At 63.2% G+C, this 17141-nt stretch carries 18 protein-coding genes and 1 tRNA gene; 12 read left to right on the forward strand and 7 right to left on the reverse strand.

The genetic code is table 11. The features are described 5' to 3' along the window. Positions 1 to 109: 109 nt before the first annotated feature. The 8 genes from infC (at position 110) to KIT53_RS01100 (ending at position 6222) form a co-directional block, all read left to right on the forward strand. Complete coding sequence (infC, locus tag KIT53_RS01065) at positions 110 to 721, forward strand: translation initiation factor IF-3 (RefSeq protein WP_297746920.1); 612 nt, start codon at positions 110 to 112, stop codon at positions 719 to 721. A 184-nt stretch (positions 722 to 905) separates the two neighbouring features. Next, a complete protein-coding gene (gene rpmI, locus KIT53_RS01070; RefSeq protein WP_204735817.1) occupies positions 906 to 1109 on the forward strand; it encodes a 50S ribosomal protein L35 in 204 nt (67 codons plus the stop codon). Between the two features lie 24 nt (positions 1110 to 1133). Continuing rightward, positions 1134 to 1493, forward strand: coding sequence for a 50S ribosomal protein L20 (gene rplT, locus KIT53_RS01075; RefSeq protein ID WP_086120609.1), 360 nt, complete (start codon positions 1134 to 1136; stop codon positions 1491 to 1493). A gap of 125 nt (positions 1494 to 1618) precedes the next feature. Further along, the gene (gene pheS / locus KIT53_RS01080) at positions 1619 to 2671 is read left to right on the forward strand and encodes a phenylalanine--tRNA ligase subunit alpha (RefSeq protein ID WP_297746249.1); all 1053 of its coding nucleotides are present in this window, start codon (positions 1619 to 1621) and stop codon (positions 2669 to 2671) included. 9 nt (positions 2672 to 2680) lie between these two features. Then, positions 2681 to 5116 carry a phenylalanine--tRNA ligase subunit beta gene (gene pheT / locus KIT53_RS01085; protein ID WP_297746251.1) on the forward strand — a complete coding sequence of 812 codons (2436 nt, stop codon included), beginning with the start codon at positions 2681 to 2683 and terminating at the stop codon, positions 5114 to 5116. Between the two features lie 30 nt (positions 5117 to 5146). After that, entirely contained in the window at positions 5147 to 5473 is a 327-nt protein-coding gene (locus tag KIT53_RS01090; protein ID WP_297746253.1) for an integration host factor subunit alpha, read from the forward strand. 181 nt (positions 5474 to 5654) lie between these two features. Beyond that, on the forward strand, positions 5655 to 6110 hold the full coding sequence (locus tag KIT53_RS01095; RefSeq protein WP_297746255.1) for a MerR family transcriptional regulator: 456 nt from the start codon (positions 5655 to 5657) through the stop codon (positions 6108 to 6110). Between the two features lie 35 nt (positions 6111 to 6145). After that, a tRNA-Pro gene (locus KIT53_RS01100) sits at positions 6146 to 6222 on the forward strand. A gap of 120 nt (positions 6223 to 6342) precedes the next feature. Here the strand turns inward: KIT53_RS01100 and adk are convergent. The 6 genes from adk to KIT53_RS01130 all read right to left on the reverse strand — a co-directional run bounded on the left by adk (position 6343) and on the right by KIT53_RS01130 (position 10384). Further along, entirely contained in the window at positions 6343 to 6999 is a 657-nt protein-coding gene (gene adk, locus KIT53_RS01105) for an adenylate kinase (protein ID WP_297746258.1), read from the reverse strand. A 158-nt stretch (positions 7000 to 7157) separates the two neighbouring features. Then, positions 7158 to 7958, reverse strand: a complete 801-nt coding sequence (kdsB, locus tag KIT53_RS01110) for a 3-deoxy-manno-octulosonate cytidylyltransferase (RefSeq protein WP_297746260.1) — start codon at positions 7956 to 7958, stop codon at positions 7158 to 7160. Next, complete coding sequence (locus tag KIT53_RS01115) at positions 7955 to 8161, reverse strand: Trm112 family protein (RefSeq protein WP_297746263.1); 207 nt, start codon at positions 8159 to 8161, stop codon at positions 7955 to 7957. Before KIT53_RS01115 ends, kdsB begins: the two co-directional genes overlap by 4 nt. 30 nt (positions 8162 to 8191) lie before the next feature. Further along, positions 8192 to 9268, reverse strand: a complete 1077-nt coding sequence (gene lpxK, locus KIT53_RS01120; protein WP_297746266.1) for a tetraacyldisaccharide 4'-kinase — start codon at positions 9266 to 9268, stop codon at positions 8192 to 8194. A 28-nt stretch (positions 9269 to 9296) separates the two neighbouring features. After that, positions 9297 to 9740, reverse strand: coding sequence for a biopolymer transporter ExbD (locus tag KIT53_RS01125; protein WP_297746269.1), 444 nt, complete (start codon positions 9738 to 9740; stop codon positions 9297 to 9299). Next, positions 9737 to 10384, reverse strand: a complete 648-nt coding sequence (locus KIT53_RS01130; protein WP_297746272.1) for a MotA/TolQ/ExbB proton channel family protein — start codon at positions 10382 to 10384, stop codon at positions 9737 to 9739. The genes KIT53_RS01125 and KIT53_RS01130 overlap by 4 nt, the downstream gene beginning before the upstream one ends. 424 nt (positions 10385 to 10808) lie before the next feature. Here KIT53_RS01130 and xseA point away from each other — a divergent pair, with 424 nt between their 5' ends. The 3 genes from xseA (at position 10809) to KIT53_RS01145 (ending at position 15238) form a co-directional block, all read left to right on the forward strand. Continuing rightward, positions 10809 to 12038, forward strand: a complete 1230-nt coding sequence (gene xseA / locus KIT53_RS01135) for an exodeoxyribonuclease VII large subunit (protein WP_366521879.1) — start codon at positions 10809 to 10811, stop codon at positions 12036 to 12038. A gap of 140 nt (positions 12039 to 12178) precedes the next feature. Then, positions 12179 to 12760, forward strand: coding sequence for a Fe-Mn family superoxide dismutase (locus KIT53_RS01140; protein WP_297746275.1), 582 nt, complete (start codon positions 12179 to 12181; stop codon positions 12758 to 12760). 237 nt (positions 12761 to 12997) lie between these two features. Further along, positions 12998 to 15238: an NADP-dependent isocitrate dehydrogenase gene (locus KIT53_RS01145; RefSeq protein WP_297746278.1), complete on the forward strand. Its 2241-nt coding sequence runs from the start codon at positions 12998 to 13000 to the stop codon at positions 15236 to 15238. 55 nt (positions 15239 to 15293) lie between these two features. Here KIT53_RS01145 and KIT53_RS01150 read toward each other — a convergent pair whose 3' ends face one another. Further along, positions 15294 to 15737: a DUF192 domain-containing protein gene (locus KIT53_RS01150; protein ID WP_297746281.1), complete on the reverse strand. Its 444-nt coding sequence runs from the start codon at positions 15735 to 15737 to the stop codon at positions 15294 to 15296. A gap of 128 nt (positions 15738 to 15865) precedes the next feature. On the opposite strand from KIT53_RS01150, the gene icd reads away from it, so the two are divergent. Beyond that, positions 15866 to 17125 (forward strand): NADP-dependent isocitrate dehydrogenase, encoded by a 1260-nt coding sequence (gene icd / locus KIT53_RS01155; protein WP_297746284.1) that lies wholly within the window; start codon positions 15866 to 15868, stop codon positions 17123 to 17125. Positions 17126 to 17141 lie beyond the last annotated feature (16 nt).

Consider the following 17141-nt stretch of genomic DNA (forward strand, 5'->3'; position numbering starts at 1 on the left):
TGCACTCAAGCGCCAGGATCGAAGCCCGTGCGGCTGTGGTGTCCCCGCATGCGATCTGGCGGCCCCGGTGCTGCCTCTTTTTTGACCAGCCCACGCAAAGGAACTCACCATAGCTACCAACTTTCGCGACCGCCGCCAGCGTGAGGAGCGCGCACACCGACTGAACCGGGAAATCATGGCCCCCGAGGTCCGCCTGAACGGACCGGAGAACGAACCTCTGGGCATCGTGAGTCTGCAGGAAGCGTTGCGCATGGCTGGTGAACTGGATGTGGACCTGGTCGAGATTGCGGCCAATGCAGTTCCTCCCGTGTGTCGCCTGATGGATTACGGCAAGTTCAAGTACCAGGAGCAGAAGAAGGCTGCGGAGGCCAAGGCCAAGCAAACGGTCATCGAGATCAAGGAAGTGAAGTTCCGTCCTGGAACGGATGATGGCGACTACAACATCAAGATGCGCAACATCCGCCGGTTCCTGGAAGATGGCGACAAGTGCAAGATCACGTTGCGGTTCCGTGGCCGCGAGATCACCCACCAGGAGCTCGGGTTGGCGTTGCTCAACCGGATTCGCGACGATCTGGGCGACACCATTTTGGTGGAGCAGTTTCCCAAGCTCGAGGGGCGGCAGATGATCATGATGATTGCGCCCGGTCGCAAGAAGGCGGGGGGCGGAGCGGCCAAGGCTGCAGAAGCTTCGGCGCCGGTGGAAGGGCAACCGGCTGCCTGAACGGGGGATGGTTTCGGTGAGAGGATTGGACTGCCAGGGTCGTCTCCTGGTGGTCTGAGGCGTGGGCCGAAAGGCTTGCGCCGAATGGGAAGCTCGAAAGGGCTTTCTTAAAAGTGGCTCGGGGCCAACAAGTCTGCGGAAGGTTCGCAGCGCCTCACGAGCACAAATGAAAAGGAGCATGCAAATGCCCAAAATGAAGACCAAGAGCAGCGCGAAGAAACGTTTTCGCGTTCGTCCCGGTGGCACCGTCAAACGCGGTCAAGCCTTCAAGCGTCACATCCTGACCAAGAAGACCACCAAGAACAAGCGCCACCTGCGCGGTGCGGTGAATGTGCATGAGACCAACATGGGTCACATGGCGCAGATGCTGCCCGGCACGGGCATTTGATCAACGACGAACAAGGAGTAACTCATGCCTCGCGTCAAACGTGGTGTCACGGCTCGCGCCCGACACAAGAAAGTCCTGGCTCTGGCCAAAGGTTTCCGCGGCCGCCGCGGCAATGTCTTTCGCATCGCCAAGCAGGCGGTGATGAAGGCCGGGCAGTACGCCTACCGTGATCGCCGCACCAAGAAGCGCGTGTTCCGTCAACTGTGGATCGCCCGTATCAATGCTGGTGCTCGCGCCTGCGGATTGACCTACAGCCAGTTCGCCAATGGCCTGAAGAAGGCTCAGATCGAAATCGACCGCAAGGTCCTGGCTGATCTGGCGGTGAACGATCCTGCTGCCTTTGGCAGCATCGTGGAGCAAGTCAAAGCCAAGCTGGCCGCTTGATTCACGGCCGGGAGAGCGCCGCGGGCTCCGTGGCGTTTTCGCCTGTCGCTCAAAGGGGTTGAAGCTTGAGGGATTCCCTCGCTGGCTTCAATCCCTTTTTTGTTTTCATCGATCGCATCACACACATGAACGAGTTGGACGCATTGGTCGAGGGTGCCCGCGCTGCCTTTGAAAAGGCCCAGGCTCCGGCGGACCTGGAGAACGCCAAAGCCCAATACCTGGGGAAGTCAGGCCGCATCACCGAACTGATGAAGGGCATGGCTGCACTTTCCGTGGAGGATAAGAAAACCCGGGGTGCAGCGGTCAACCTCGCCAAGCAGGCGATCGAGGCGGCTCTGACTGAGCGGCGGCAGGCGCTGGCCGAAGCCGAATTGCTGGCCCAACTCAAGGCCGAATCGCTCGACATCACATTACCGGGTCGGCAGCGCGGAGCGGGAGGACTTCACCCTGTGAGTCTGACGCTGGAGCGTATCGAGGCCATCTTTGGATCCATGGGGTTCGAGGTGGCCGAAGGGCCTGAGATCGAGTCCGACTGGTTCAATTTCACGGCATTGAATACGCCCGAGGACCATCCGGCGCGATCCATGCACGACACCTTTTACGTGGAAGGGGGCAGCGAGAAGGCGCCCAATCTTCTGCGTACCCACACCAGCCCGATGCAAATACGGCATGCCGTGCAGCATGTCAAGCGCCACCGTGCCGCGCTGGATGCCGGGCAGGGCATGCCAGAGATCAGGGTCATTGCGCCAGGGCGTACCTACCGCGTGGACAGCGACGCGACCCATTCACCGATGTTCCACCAGTGCGAGGGCTTGTGGATCGGCGAGAACGTGAGTTTCAAGGACCTCAAGTTCGTCTTCACCGATTTCTGCCGCACCTTCTTCGAGTCCGACGATCTGGTGCTGCGTTTCCGTCCGAGTTTTTTCCCCTTTACCGAGCCCAGCGCAGAGGTCGACATCCAGTTTCAGCAAGGCCCTCTGGCAGGTCGCTGGCTGGAAGTGGCTGGTTCCGGTCAGGTGCACCCGAACGTGGTGCGCAACATGGGACTGGACCCCGAGCGCTACATCGGCTTTGCTTTCGGCATGGGGCCAGATCGTCTGACCATGCTGCGGTACGGTGTCAACGACCTGAGGCTTTTCTTTGACGGCGACGTCCGCTTCCTCTCGCAATTCCGCTGAGACTTCGACATGCAATTTCCCGAATCCTGGTTGCGTGCCTTTTGCAACCCGCCCTTGAACAGCCAGCAACTGGCCGACACCCTGACCATGGCCGGCCTGGAGGTGGAAGAGCTCCATCCCGTCGCACCGCCTTTCGACAAGGTCGTCGTAGGCGAAATCCTGTCGGCCGAACAGCACCCCAATGCGGATCGCCTGCGCGTCTGTCGGGTGAATGTGGGGCAGGGGGAGCCCCTGCAGATCGTCTGTGGTGCGCCCAACGCCCGCCATGGCATCAAGGTGCCGTGTGCCCTGGTGGGCGCGGAATTGCCACCGGGTGAGGATGGCAAGCCGTTTCGTATCCAGTTGGGCAAGTTGCGTGGCGTGGAGAGTCAGGGCATGTTGTGCTCCGCGCGTGAACTCAAATTGGCAGAGGACCACGGTGGTCTTCTCGAGCTTGCAACCGATGCCGTGGTGGGGCGTGACATCCGCGAACAATTGGCGCTGGATGACATGCTGTTCACGCTCAAGCTCACGCCCAACCTGGCGCACTGCCTGAGCGTCTACGGCATTGCTCGCGAGGTGGCTGCACTGACGGGAGCGCCCCTGATCGAACCCGTCTTCACACCGGTTGCCGCTGGCCTGAAGGACCGCCTTCCCGTGAAGGTGTTGGCACCGGACCTGTGCGGTCGTTTTTCTGGCCGCATTGTGCGCGGCGTGAACACCCGGGCCGCCACGCCGGCCTGGATGGTCGATCGGCTGGCGCGTTGTGGACAGCGCAGCGTGACCGCGCTGGTGGACATTTCCAACTACGTCATGTTCGAGTTGGGTCGGCCTTCGCACATCTTTGACCTGGACAAGATCCATGGAGGCTTGGAGGTGCGCTGGGGGCGCATGGGCGAGACGCTCAAGCTGTTGAACGGCAACACCATCGCGCTGGATGAGCAAGTCGGGGTGATTGCTGACGGTGAGGCGGTGGAGTCGCTCGCGGGCATCATGGGCGGCGACGCCACGGCGGTGTCCGATGAGACGCGCAACATCTATATCGAAGCGGCTTTCTGGTGGCCGAAGGCGGTTGCGGGTCGCTCGCGTCGTTACAACTTCTCCACCGATGCAGGCCACCGGTTCGAGCGAGGTGTGGACCCGTCGAGTACCGTGGAACACATCGAGCGCATCACGCAGTTGGTGTTGGACATCTGTGGCGGCGAAGCCGCTGTGATGGACGACCACGTGGTTAGCCTGCCCCAGGTCCAGGCCGTGACGCTGCGCGTGGCGCGTGCGGCCAAGGTGACGGGCATGCCGCTGACGCAGGCGCAATGCGCAGGCGCGCTTCGTCGCCTGGGCCTGCCGGTTGCCGAGGGTGAGGGGACCGTGACCGTCACGCCGCCGCCGTTCCGCTTCGACCTGCAGATCGAGGAGGACTTGATCGAAGAGGTGGCACGTGTGATGGGCTACGACCAGTTGCCCGACACCCCGCCGCTGGCGCCCATCACCGCCCGCATTCGCCCGGAGGCCCGCCGCGGGCCTTTTGCGGTTCGCCGCCAGCTCGCGCAGCTGGGTTATCAGGAAACCATCAACTTCAGCTTTGTGGAGGCGCGTTGGGAACACGAACTGGCTGGCAACGCCCAGCCGATCCGCTTGCTCAACCCGATCGCCAGCCAGATGAGCGTGATGCGTTCATCCTTGCTGGGCAGCCTGATCTCGGTGCTCAAGTTCAATCTGGACCGCCGTGCCGACCGGGTACGGTTGTTCGAAGTGGGGCGCGTGTTTCTGCGTGACGCCTCAGTGAGCGACAGTGACACCACGGTGGCGGGCTTTTACCAGCCCATGCGCGTGGCCGGTCTGTGCCATGGCGGCGTCAGTGTGCTGCAGTGGGGCAGTGCCGAACGATCGGTGGATTTTTTTGACGTGAAGGGTGATGTACAGGCGTTGCTGTCTCCGCGCAACGCGGAGTTCCGTGTGGCCGAACATCCCGCGATGCATCCGGGGCGTTGTGCGGCCGTCTGGGTGGAGGGGCATTGCATCGGCCATGTGGGCGAGCTGCATCCTCGCTGGCGCCATGCCTACGATCTGTCCCAGGCCCCGGTGATGTTCGAGCTGGATCTCGATGCCGTGCTGGCCCGCCCTGTGCCCAGCTACCAGCCGGTCAGCCGGCACCAGCCTGTCGAACGTGACCTCGCCATTGTCGTGAAGGAGGCCGTCACGCACGCCGCCGTGGTCGAAGCGATTCGTGCACCGGCCAATCCTTGGCTGCGTGAGGTGGTGCTGTTCGACGTCTACCGCCCCAAGAAGCTTCCTGCAGGGCAGGCGCAGGCTGCGGGTGCATTGGCGGAAGATGAAAAGAGTCTTGCGGTGCGACTGGTGCTCAACCGCGACGACGCTACACTGACCGAGGAGGACATCGACGCCGCCGTCAAAGCGGCGGTGGCGTCCGTTGAGCAGCGCCTCGCAGGCCGTCTGCGCGCCTGATCAGCAACAAGAATGGATGGAGAAGCCCGAATGGAACTCGCCGTTGAAAGCCTGGAAACTCCGGCATTGACCAAGGCCCAGCTTGCCGAACTGCTGTTTGACCAGATCGGTTTGAACAAGCGCGAATCCAAGGACATGATCGATGCCTTCTTTGATCTCATTACCGACAGCCTTGTCAATGGCAACGATGTGAAGATCTCCGGCTTCGGCAATTTCCAGATCCGTACCAAGGCCCCGCGGCCGGGGCGCAACCCGCGTACGGGAGAACCCGTGGCCATCGAGGCCCGTCGGGTGGTGACTTTCCACGCCAGCCCCAAGCTCAAGGAGCAGGTGCAGGCCGCCGTCATTGGCGGTTGACGCGCGCTCTGAGGGCGATTTCGACGGGCGTCGGTCGCACGGGGCCGAGTCCGTTGTGGAGGCATGCGGCACCGACCGCCATGCCGTTTGCAACATTTCACACGGAATTTGTCGCTCCCGCCACCGCGCCGAGCGAACTTAGAGTAGATTTCAAGGTTCAGTTCGTACTGCCTTGATTTTCATGGAGAAATCCCTTCCGCCCATACCGGCCAAACGTTACTTCACCATTGGTGAGGTGGGGGAGTTGTGCGGCGTGAAGCCGCACGTGCTCCGGTACTGGGAGCAGGAGTTCACTCAGTTGCGGCCCATGAAGCGCCGGGGCAACCGGCGCTACTACCAGCACCACGAGGTGCTCATGATCCGGCGCATCCGTGAGCTGCTGTACGACCAGGGCTTCACCATCAGCGGGGCGCGCAACAAGTTGCAGGAACTGGTGCAGGCTGAACGTGACCGTCGCCGCAACGAGGAAGGTGGGGTAATCGACGTCATCGATCTCGACGAAATGGTGCACGGCAGCGACGTGGTGGTGCCCTTCATCGAGGCCGATGTGCCAGAGCTTCGCGAATCGGGTTCTTTGCTGCTCGATGTGCGTCGGGAACTGCTTGAAATACGCGAACTTCTTCGTCCTGTGGTCTGAACGAAGCGATTTGCCAGCTATAATCAAAGGCTTGTCGGCGTGTAGCGCAGCCTGGTAGCGCACTTGCATGGGGTGCAAGGGGTCGCGAGTTCGAATCCCGCCACGCCGACCACCAAAGACAACGGGTTAGCTTCTTGTGAAGCTAACCCGTTTTTCTTTCTGCAATTCCTGGAACCAGTCGGCAAGCCGACGCGTGGAAAACCGTCGGCTCGCGCGCAGCCAGTGGTGGTGCTCAGCGGGACAAGGCTTCGAAGGCCCGCGCCGTGATGTCCTCCACCGAGCCCATGCCGCTGATCGCCCGGTACTTCGGTGCCGCGGCCGGGTCTAGGCGAGCCCAGTTGCTGTAGTAGTCCACCAGAGGTCGGGTTTGCGCGCTGTAGACCTCAAGGCGCTTCTTCACGGTCTCTTCCTTGTCGTCGTCGCGCTGGATCAGCGGCTCGCCGGTCACGTCGTCCACGCCGGCCACCTTGGGTGGGTTGAACTTGACGTGGTAGGTGCGGCCTGAGGCCGGGTGCGAGCGACGGCCACTCATGCGCTCGATGATGGCGTCGAAAGGGACGTCGATTTCCAGCACGTAGTCCAGCTTCACGCCTGCGGCCTTCATGGCGTCGGCCTGAGGGATGGTGCGCGGAAATCCATCGAAGAGGAAACCGCTGGCACAGTCGGGCTGGGCGATGCGCTCCTTCACCAGGTTGATGATGAGGTCGTCACTCACCAGTCCGCCGGATTCCATCACTGCCTTGGCCTGTTGGCCCAGTGGCGTTCCGGCCTTGACCGCGGCGCGCAACATATCGCCCGTGGATATCTGGGGAATGCCGTACTTCTGGCAAATGAACGTGGCTTGCGTTCCCTTGCCGGCACCCGGTGCGCCCAACAGAATCAGTCTCATCGTTGTCCTTGTACAGAGTTTTGAATGGCTTGGCCGCCGGTCTCCGGAGGCGAGCCCGGGTCTGCCGACCGGGGCAACCGTTCGAGGATAGCACGGGCACTCCTGAGCCTGGCTTACAGCGGTCCAGGCCAAGGACCGGCGAAAAACCGCTGATTCAGTCAGGCGCCAGCAACCAGCAGCTTGCGCACGCGCTCCAGATCCAAGGGGGTGTCCACGCCAGGGCCGGGAGTGAGAGGTGTGACGTGAACCGCAATGCGCTGTCCATGCCACAGCACACGAAGCTGCTCCAGGGATTCCGTGACCTCCAAGGGGGCTGGCTCCAGCTCAGGGAAGCCGCGCAGGAAGCCGGCGCGATAGGCGTACAGGCCCACATGGCGCAATGGCGCCGGGCTGGGGAGTTTCGCTGGCACACGACCAGAAGAAAGGTCTGCCATGCCGTCGCGCCACCAGGGCATCGGTGCGCGGCTGAAGTACAGCGCCGTGCCCATCCGATCCACCACGACCTTCACCACGTTGGGGTTGAGGAATTCTTCCACTCTGTCGATGGCATGGGCGGCGGTACTCATGGCGCAATCGCTTCGTCGGACGAGTTCGGTCGCCACGGCGTCGACCAGCGACGGTTCGATCAAGGGTTCATCCCCTTGCACGTTGACCACGACCTCGTCGCCATCCAGTCCCAGCAGTTCGCAGGCTTCGGCCAGCCTGTCGCTGCCCGAGACGTGGTCCGCGCGGGTGAGTACGGCCTCCACCCCATGGCTGGCACAGGCCTTGAGTACCCGCTGGTCGTCGCAGGCCACCACGCACCGGCGAGCGGCACTCAGCTGTGCGCGCTGGGCCACACGAACCACCATCGGCAGTCCGGCGATGTCGGCCAGAGGCTTGTCGGGCAGCCGGCTGGATGCCAACCGGGCGGGGATCAGCACCGTGAAGCCGGCTCCGGATGTCTCCGACTTGCTCATCCCAGCGGCGCGGGTGCGGAGGGTCGGGCGGCTTCCTCTTCGGTCAAGGGACGCGCCTCGTGTTCAAGCAGGATGGGAATGCCATCGCGCACGGGGTAGGCCAGGCGCGCGCTGCGCGAGAGGAGTTCCTGACGCTCTCGGTCGTAGAGCAGTGGGCCCTTGGTGACAGGGCAGACCAGCAGTTCGAGCAGTTTGGCATCCATGACGGGGATGATAGTCGCCGCTGGACGTCTTCAGCGGGGTGAGTGGCCGGCTGCGGCCAACCGGGCGTCGACGGCGGACAGGAACGAGGGGTCGGGCGTGAGTGTCAGCGGTACTGCCCAGGCTTGTGCAGCCGGGTGGCTCTTGAGCAGTGGAAACAGCTTGACGGCATCCTTCTCTGTGCAGACCAGGGTCGGAGGGGTCGCCTGGAGGAGCGCTTCGTAGGCCTCGTCCCCGGCATGGTCGGGCAGGGGGAGGGTGGCGGACAGCGTCAAGCCCCTCTCGCGCAACATGTCGAAGAACGGCTCCGGCCGGGCGATGCCAGCCACCGCAGCCAGCGGCTGGCCTGCAAGGCTCGCGAGTTCGATGTGTTCATCATCTGGACCAAAGGCCTTGTTGGCCAGACGCCGTACCGCGTCGAACACGGGCAGGTTCGCGCAGCCGGGCAGTTCGACAGGCGCGGCGTGCTCGCGCCGCTGACGCAGCACCAGGTCTGGCATGCCGAGGGCTGTGCGTTGGCCCGGCCATGGTTCGCGCAGCAATCCCGCGGGCAGCAGCCAGCCGTTGCCCACGCCCCGTTCGTCGAAGACAGCCACGGTCAAATCCCGTCCGAGCGCCAAGTGCTGCATGCCGTCGTCGCACACCAGGATGTCCACCTCAGGGTGCCGTGTCCGCAACGCTCGGGCCGCATCGACCCGCCGGCGTGCGACGCAGACCGGCACTCCGGTGCGCCGGTGAATCAGCAGCGGCTCGTCGCCCACCCGGGAGGCGGGCGTCTGCGTGTCGACATGCACGACCTCTTCACCGCGCCGGCCGTGGCCGCGCGAGACCACGCCAGGTTGCCAACCGCGGGCCTGAAGATGCGACACCAGGGCCATGGTGCACGGCGTCTTGCCCGCGCCACCCACCACCACGTTGCCGACGACGATGACCGGTACGTCCAGATGGTGTACGCGCAGCAGGCCCATGCGGTAGAGGTGTCGACGCACGGCAAGCGCCACGCCGAAGATCCACGAGAGAGGCCAGAGCAGGCGGGCCATGGGTCCCCGGTGCTGGGCCATGCGCAGCCAGGCGGCCTGTCTGCGGGCGGGAGGGAGACCCTCGCTCATGTGGGGCGGATGGGCCGGTCAGGCTTTCTCAGGGTTTGCCGCGGGCAGTGGTCGAACTGCCGCCCGTCTGCTGCGTGGCGAACGTGATCTGCACGAGTCCGGCACGGCGGGCGGCATCCATGACGTTGATGACCGCCTGATGGGTCGCGGCGGCGTCGGCGCTGATGACGATCACGGTTTCCCGGTTTCCCTGGGATGCCGTCGCGAGCACCCGCGCCAGCGCATCCACGCCAGCGCCATCCAGCAACTGGCGGTTGATGGAATAGCGGCCATCGCTGCCCACGGCCACGATGATCTCGCGCGGGTTCTGTTTGGGGGCCTGGGCGTCTGCCACGGGGAGATTCACCTGCAATTCGGTGAATTTGCTGTAGGTGGTCGTCAGCACCAGGAAGATCAGCACCACAAGCAGGATGTCGATGAAGGGAATCAGGTTGATTTCCGGTTCATCGCGCGAGCCCGGTCGGAAGTTCATAGCGGTGTCCTGCGCAGGTTCAGCAGGTGACGGGTAAAGCGCTCGGCGGCCACTTCCATGCTCAGCAGGTAGTCGTCCACGCGGGCGCGGAAATAGCGCCAGAAGATCAGCGCGGGAATGGCGATGATGAGGCCAAAGGCCGTGTTGTAAAGCGCGATCGAGATGCCGTGCGCGAGCTGGGCCGGATTGCCCATGCCGGGCACCGCGCCGACGCCTTCGGCCGCCTGCGCGCCGAAGATCTCGATCATGCCGATCACCGTGCCCAGCAGCCCCAGCAGCGGGGCGGCCGAGGCAATGGTGGCGAGTGCACCGAGGTAGCGCTGCAGGCGGGCGGCGGCCAGCCGTCCTGCGCCCTCCAGATTGGCGCGCAGATCCTCCTCGCTGGCGCGGGGGTTGCTGTTGAAGGTGCGAAAGCCGGTGGCGAGCACCGACCCCAGCACAGAGTTCTGTTCGAGTTGCGTGACCACCTCCGGGCCCGGAATGCCGTTGCGCGAGACCATGATGGCTTCCTCAAGCAACTTCGGCGGCATGATCTTGCTGGCCTTGAGGCTGACGAAGCGCTCGATGATCAGCGCGAGGCCAAGAATGGAACAGATGATCAGGGGCCAGATCGGCCAGCCAGCGGCTTGTATGATGGAAAACAACTCTGGGCTCCAGTCGACTGCCCCGGCCGGGGCGCTTGCGATCGGACGATTATGTCTCAGGGGCCGCAGCCGCCCTGCGACGCCGTTCTGCCCGTAGAGTCCGGTTGTCGGCCAGACGCCGTCGGTTGCTGCAGCCAGGCTTCATGCACAGAAACTGTGGATAACTTTGTGAAAAAGCCTCTGGACTCCTGCTGCGATCGCCCATTTCATGCGGCCTGCGACGGATCGATGACAAAACGGGCAGCTCAAAGCGCTTTGAAATCAAGGCCTTGGACGGCAGGCCTGGATTTTTGTGGGGATGCGTTGTCCGAAGCAAGCAACGGCGCGGCTTGTGGACACATTTGGCGGGAAAAGCCTTGTGATTGAATCATTTCTGGATGGCGAGGCCCCATTGGCGCGCCGTGTATGGGCGGTTGGCCCGCTCATGCGAGCCATAGCGGACACCTTGGCCGCGCGTTTCAATCCCATCGCGGTCCGGGGAGAGCTTTCCGGCTTTTCGCGCGCGGCCAGCGGGCATTGTTACTTCACCCTCAAGGACGATACCGGTCAGGTGCGCTGCGCCCTGTTCCGCCGTGCCGCTGATCAACTCGACTTTGTCCCGCGCGACGGCCAGCTTGTCGAGGCGCGGGGCAAGCTCGATGTGTACGGCCCCCGGGGCGATTTGCAGCTCATTGTGGACAGCCTCAAGCCAGCCGGGCAGGGCGCGTTGTTCGAGCAATTCCTGCGGCTCAAGGCACAGCTCGAAGCCGAAGGCCTGTTCGAGGCGGCACGCAAGCGGCCGTTGCCGGCCCAGCCACGCAGCATCGGCGTGGTGACTTCGCTGGGGGCGGCGGCCTTGCGTGACGTGGTCACCGCCTTGCGCAGGCGCGTGCCTCACATTCCGGTTGTGGTCTATCCGGCCTCCGTCCAAGGCCAGCAGGCACCGGCAGAACTTTGCTCGGCTTTGCAGACGGCGTACGCACGCCACGCCAGAGAGGGGGAGAGCGAGGTCCTGCTGCTGGTGCGTGGTGGCGGTTCTCTGGAAGACCTCTGGTCCTTCAATGATCCTCAAGTGGTACGGACTATTGCGCAGGCACCGATGCCGGTGATCTGCGGTGTCGGTCATGAAACCGATTTCACTCTGGCCGACTTCGTGGCAGACCTGCGTGCGCCTACGCCGACGGCCGCGGCAGAACTCTGCGCGCCGGCGCGCGAGCAGCGTCTGGGCGAACTGGCGTACCTGCAGGAGCAATTGGCTTCCTCGGTGGGGGCTGCGCTGGACCGCCAGGGGCAGCGCCTGGACCGCCTGGCGCAGCGGCTGGGCCGGCCTTCCGCCCGGTTGCACGATGGGCAGCAACAGCTCATGCGCTTGCAGCATCGCCTGCAGAACGGCGTACGGCTTTCGGCCCAGCAACAGGGTGCACGTCTGCAGGCGCTGCAAACGGCCCTGCCGGTGGCGCTGCATCGGGTCCTGGAGCGCCAGGACACACGCCTGCAGCGTTGTGAGGTCGCCCTGGCCATGCTGGATCCTCGCCTGGTGCTGCAGCGCGGCTATGCGTTTCTGACCAACGAGCAAGGCCTGGCGCTGACCCGCGCGGCACAGGCCTTACCCGGGCAAGCCGTGCGAGCCACGCTGGCCGATGGTGAACTGGGGTTGCACGTGGACCCCGCCTGAACGGACATCGGCGTCGCTGAAGAAACCACAATGGTCTTGCCGTTGAGCCGGCGTGCCTACAATGCCGTTCTGTTGCCCCGCCGCCCACGCTCAAATGGGCCAGGCACGCTTCTGAACACCCACAACACCAGAGGACCCCCATGGAACATACCCTGCCCCCCCTGCCGTACGCCCTGGACGCACTGGCCCCGCACTACAGCCGCGAAACCCTGGAGTTTCACCATGGCAAGCACCACAACGCCTATGTGGTCAACCTCAACAACCTGCAGAAAGGCACCGAGTTCGAGAGCATGGACCTCGAGTCCATCGTCAAGAAGTCCAGTGGCGGCATCTACAACAACGCGGCACAGATCTGGAACCACACCTTCTTCTGGAATTGCATGAAGCCCAACGGCGGCGGTGAACCGTCTGGCAAGCTGGCCGAGGCCATCAACGCCAAGTGGGGCAGCTACGCCGCCTTCAAGGAGGCTTTCGTGAAGTCCGCAGTGGGCAACTTCGGCTCCGGCTGGACCTGGCTCGTGAAGAAGGCCGACGGCACCGTGGATATCGTCAACATGGGTGCGGCCGGTACGCCGCTGACCACCGGCGACAAGGCCCTGCTGACCGTCGACGTGTGGGAGCACGCGTACTACATCGACTACCGCAACCTGCGTCCCAAGTTCGTCGAGACCTTCCTCGACAAGCTGGTGAACTGGTCGTTTGCCGAGGCGAATTTCGCCTGAGGCATCGCGCATGCCAGTACCAGGGCTCGAAGGGTGACCTTCGGGCCTTTTTTTCGTCCACGTCAGTCCAAAGCGCAGTTTTTTTTGCGTGCATTTTGCATCGTGAGAATGAGCTTCCGAAAACGGCCGCCCGGACCGAACAGAGAAAGCACAATCACTCTGGTACCGTTTTTTGCAGCTTGCCGGCGGATGCGCCGGCCCGGCTTGCGGCACCCCCAACAACTCTGGAGATAAGCAATGAGCAGCAGCCAGCCACCCACCATCATCTATACCCTGACCGACGAAGCCCCGCTGCTGGCCACCAGTGCGTTCCTGCCCGTGATCCGCACCTTTGCGGCACCGGCCGGTATCAACGTGGCCACCAGCGACATTTCGGTCGCGGGCCGCATTCTGGGCAGTTTCCCCGAGTACCTCACGGAAGAGCAGCGCGTGCCGGATAACCTGGCCGAGCTGGGCAAACTCACACTCAAACCCGAAGCGAACATCATCAAGCTGCCCAACATCAGCGCCTCGGTGGCCCAACTGCTGGCCGCCATCAAGGAGCTGCAGGCCAAGGGCTACAAGATCCCCGACTACCCTGAGAACCCCAAGGACGACAAGGAGAAGGAGATCAAGGCGCGCTATGGCAAGTGCATCGGCAGTGCGGTGAACCCGGTGCTGCGCGAGGGCAACTCCGACCGCCGTGCGCCCAAGGCGGTGAAGGAATACGCCCGCAAGAACCCGCACAGCATGGCCGAGTGGAGCCAAGCCTCGCGCTCGCATGTCTCGCACATGCACGCCGGGGACTTTTACCATGGCGAGAAGTCCATGACGCTGGACCGCGCGCGCGACGTGAAGATGGAGCTCATCACCAAGTCGGGCAAGACCATCGTGCTCAAACCCAAGGTCTCTTTGCTGGACCGCGAGGTGATCGACAGCATGTTCATGAGCAAGAAGGCCTTGCTGGCCTTCTACGAAAAGGAAATCGAGGACGCACGCAAGACCGGCGTGATGTTCTCGCTGCACGTCAAGGCGACCATGATGAAGGTCTCGCACCCCATCGTGTTCGGCCACTGCGTCAAGATCTTCTACAAGGAAGCTTTCGAGAAGCACGGCAAGCTGTTCGACGAGCTGGGCATCAACGTCAACAACGGCATGGTCGATCTCTACAACAAGATCGCCACCTTGCCGCAGAGCAAGCAGGACGAGATCAAGCGCGATCTCCACGCCTGCCACGAGCACCGTCCAGAGCTGGCCATGGTGGACTCCGCCAAGGGCATTACCAATTTCCACTCGCCCAACGACATCATCGTCGACGCGTCCATGCCGGCCATGATCCGAAATGGCGGAAAGATGTGGGGGGCCGACGGGCGTCTCAAGGACGTCAAGGCCGTGATGCCCGAGTCGACCTTCGCCCGCATCTACCAGGAGATCATCAACTTCTGCAAATGGCATGGCGCCTTCGATCCCCGGACCATGGGCACCGTGCCCAACGTGGGCCTGATGGCCCAGCAGGCCGAGGAATACGGCTCGCACGACAAGACCTTCGAGATCCCCGAGGACGGCGTGGCCAACATCACCGATCTGGCCACCGGCGAGGTGCTGATGAGCCAGAACGTGGAGCAGGGCGACATCTGGCGCATGTGCCAGGTCAAGGACGCCGCCATCCGTGACTGGGTCAAGCTGGCCGTCAACCGTGCGCGCAACTCCGGCATGCCCGTGGTGTTCTGGCTCGACGCCTATCGCCCGCACGAGGCGCAGCTCATCACCAAGGTCAAGATGTACCTTCATGAGCACGACACCACCGGCCTGGACATCCAGATCATGAGCCAGGTGCGCGCCATGCGCTACACGCTGGAACGCGTGATCCGAGGCCTGGACACCATCAGCGCTACCGGCAACATCCTGCGCGACTACCTGACCGACCTGTTCCCCATCATGGAGCTGGGGACCTCGGCCAAGATGCTGTCCATCGTGCCGCTGATGGCCGGTGGCGGCATGTACGAGACCGGCGCTGGCGGCTCTGCGCCCAAGCACGTCCAGCAACTAGTGGAGGAAAACCACCTTCGCTGGGATTCGCTGGGCGAATTCCTGGCACTGGCGGTGTCGTTCGAGGATCTGGGCATCAAGACCGGCAACAGCAAGGCCAAGCTGCTCGCAAAGACCTTGGACGCGGCCACTGGCAAGCTGCTGGACAACAACAAGAGCCCTTCGCCTAAGACGGGGCAGCTCGACAACCGCGGCAGCCAGTTCTACCTGGCGCTCTACTGGGCCCAGGAACTGGCTGCTCAAACCGAAGATGCCGAACTGGCCGCCAAGTTCGCGCCACTGGCCAAGCGCCTGGCGGACGGCGAAAAAGCGATCGTGGCTGAGCTGACCGAAGTGCAAGGCAAGCCGGTCGACATTGGCGGCTACTACAAGCCGGACTTCGCGAAGCTGGAGACCGTGATGCGCCCGAGCAAGACCTTCAACGAGGCGCTGGCGTCCGTGAAAGTCTGAGGCGATCGGCCATCGCATGAAAAGCCGTACCTGCACGGGTACGGCTTTTTTTCTTTTATTTGCTGAAAGGCGGACCGCTCAGGCGTGAGCCAGCCTTGAGGTTGCGCTTGGCAAACCAGCCCTGGTGCATCTCCAGCACGTAGCGCACCGGCTTGGCCGAGCAGTGGGAGTCCAGCGACTTGGGCTGCATGTCCGCCAGATTGACGATGGTGCCGTCATCTGCGACGAAAGCCGCCGTCAGAGGCAGCAGCGTGTTCTTCATCCAGAAGCACTGGCCGGCTGCCTGCTCGAAGACGAAGAGCATGCCTTCGTTGGCCGGCATTTCCTGCCGGTGCATGAGCCCGATGGCACGTTGCTCGGGCGTCGCGGCGACCTGGGCATGGATCAGGTGCATGCCTGCCGAAAGTTGCACACGGGGCAACTGAAGTTGTGCGGCCTCTTGAGACCAGGCGGTGCTGCTGAGGAAGGCGAAGAGCAGGCAGGCAATCAGGCGTTTCATGATGGGCTCACTGGTAAAGGCACAGGCACTTGTCGTAAGCGGGATTGTCCGGCACGGCGAGGGCGCTTGGGATTGGGTCTAGAATTTTCGCGCTTGTTCCCTTGCTTTCGCCGCGCAGATCTACCCCCATGTACCAGCATATCCAGGTGCCCGCCCAGGGCCAGAAAATCACCGTCAACCCGGACCTGTCGCTCCATGTGCCCGACCAGCCGATCGTGCCCTACATCGAGGGCGATGGCGTGGGGGTGGATGTCACCCCCGTGATGCTCAAGGTGGTGGACGCTGCAGTTGAAAAGGCCTACGGCGGCAAACGCAGGATCCACTGGATGGAGGTGTACGCCAGCGAGAAGGCCACCCGGATCTACGGGCCGGATGTATGGCTTCCCTCGGAGACGCTGGATGCGCTGCGCGAATACGTGGTGTCCATCAAAGGTCCCTTGACGACACCGGTTGGCGGCGGCATCCGCTCCCTGAACGTGACTTTGCGCCAGGAACTCGACCTGTACGTCTGCCAGCGCCCGGTGCAGTACTTCAAGGGCGTGCCGTCGCCGTTGAAGGAGCCGGAGAAGACCAACATGGTGATCTTTCGGGAGAACTCCGAGGACATCTACGCCGGCATCGAGTTCGAGGCGGAGTCGGAGAAAGCCAGAAAGCTCATCCGCTTCCTCGCCGAGGAGTTGGGCGCGAACCGTATCCGTTTCCCGGAGACCTCTGGCATTGGCGTCAAACCGGTCTCGCGCGAAGGCACCGAGCGGCTGGTGCGCAAGGCCATCCAGTACGCCATCGACAACGACAGGCCCAGCGTGACCATCGTGCACAAGGGCAACATCATGAAGTACACCGAGGGCAGCTTCCGCGACTGGGCGTACGCTCTGGCTCAAAAGGAGTTCGGCGCCCAGCCCATCGATGGCGGCCCCTGGTGCCGATTCAAGAGCCCGCGCAGCGGCCGTGACATCCTGATCAAGGACAGCATCACCGACGCCTTCCTGCAGCAGATCCTGCTGCGCCCGGCGGAGTATTCGGTCGTGGCGACCCTCAATCTCAACGGCGACTACATATCCGACGCGCTGGCCGCTCAAGTCGGGGGTATCGGCATTGCGCCAGGGGCCAACCTGTCGGATTCGGTTGCGTGCTTCGAGGCCACCCATGGAACCGCGCCCAGGTACGCCGGCATGGACTACGTCAACCCGCTCTCGGAAATCCTGTCGGCGGAGATGATGTTGCGCCATATCGGCTGGAGGGAGGCGGCCGACCTGATCATCGTCTCGCTGGAGAGGGCCATCGCCACCAAAAGGGTGACCTACGACTTCGCTCGCCTGATGGCCGGGGCGATCCAGGTGAGCTGTTCCGGTTTTGGCGATGTGATGATCGAGCAGATGGCCGACTGAGCGGGGCGCCGTGCGC

The organism is Hydrogenophaga sp., assembly GCF_026125785.1.
Taxonomy (GTDB): domain Bacteria; phylum Pseudomonadota; class Gammaproteobacteria; order Burkholderiales; family Burkholderiaceae_C; genus Hydrogenophaga.

Bases quoted from the DNA above. Each gene is read 5' to 3' on its own strand.
- KIT53_RS01090 (WP_297746253.1), top strand. From the start codon at position 5,147: ATGGAACTCGCCGTTGAAAGCCTGGAAACTCCGGCATTGACCAAGGCC.
- kdsB (WP_297746260.1), bottom strand. From the start codon at position 7,958: ATGAGCAAGTCGGAGACATCCGGAGCCGGCTTCACGGTGCTGATCCCC.
- pheT (WP_297746251.1), top strand. From the start codon at position 2,681: ATGCAATTTCCCGAATCCTGGTTGCGTGCCTTTTGCAACCCGCCCTTG.
- rplT (WP_086120609.1), top strand. From the start codon at position 1,134: ATGCCTCGCGTCAAACGTGGTGTCACGGCTCGCGCCCGACACAAGAAA.
- lpxK (WP_297746266.1), bottom strand. From the start codon at position 9,268: ATGAGCGAGGGTCTCCCTCCCGCCCGCAGACAGGCCGCCTGGCTGCGC.
- pheS (WP_297746249.1), top strand. From the start codon at position 1,619: ATGAACGAGTTGGACGCATTGGTCGAGGGTGCCCGCGCTGCCTTTGAA.
- icd (WP_297746284.1), top strand. From the start codon at position 15,866: ATGTACCAGCATATCCAGGTGCCCGCCCAGGGCCAGAAAATCACCGTC.
- KIT53_RS01125 (WP_297746269.1), bottom strand. From the start codon at position 9,740: ATGAACTTCCGACCGGGCTCGCGCGATGAACCGGAAATCAACCTGATT.
- adk (WP_297746258.1), bottom strand. From the start codon at position 6,999: ATGAGACTGATTCTGTTGGGCGCACCGGGTGCCGGCAAGGGAACGCAA.
- KIT53_RS01140 (WP_297746275.1), top strand. From the start codon at position 12,179: ATGGAACATACCCTGCCCCCCCTGCCGTACGCCCTGGACGCACTGGCC.
- KIT53_RS01145 (WP_297746278.1), top strand. From the start codon at position 12,998: ATGAGCAGCAGCCAGCCACCCACCATCATCTATACCCTGACCGACGAA.
- KIT53_RS01115 (WP_297746263.1), bottom strand. From the start codon at position 8,161: ATGGATGCCAAACTGCTCGAACTGCTGGTCTGCCCTGTCACCAAGGGC.
- KIT53_RS01150 (WP_297746281.1), bottom strand. From the start codon at position 15,737: ATGAAACGCCTGATTGCCTGCCTGCTCTTCGCCTTCCTCAGCAGCACC.
- xseA (WP_366521879.1), top strand. From the start codon at position 10,809: ATGCGAGCCATAGCGGACACCTTGGCCGCGCGTTTCAATCCCATCGCG.
- KIT53_RS01095 (WP_297746255.1), top strand. From the start codon at position 5,655: ATGGAGAAATCCCTTCCGCCCATACCGGCCAAACGTTACTTCACCATT.
- rpmI (WP_204735817.1), top strand. From the start codon at position 906: ATGCCCAAAATGAAGACCAAGAGCAGCGCGAAGAAACGTTTTCGCGTT.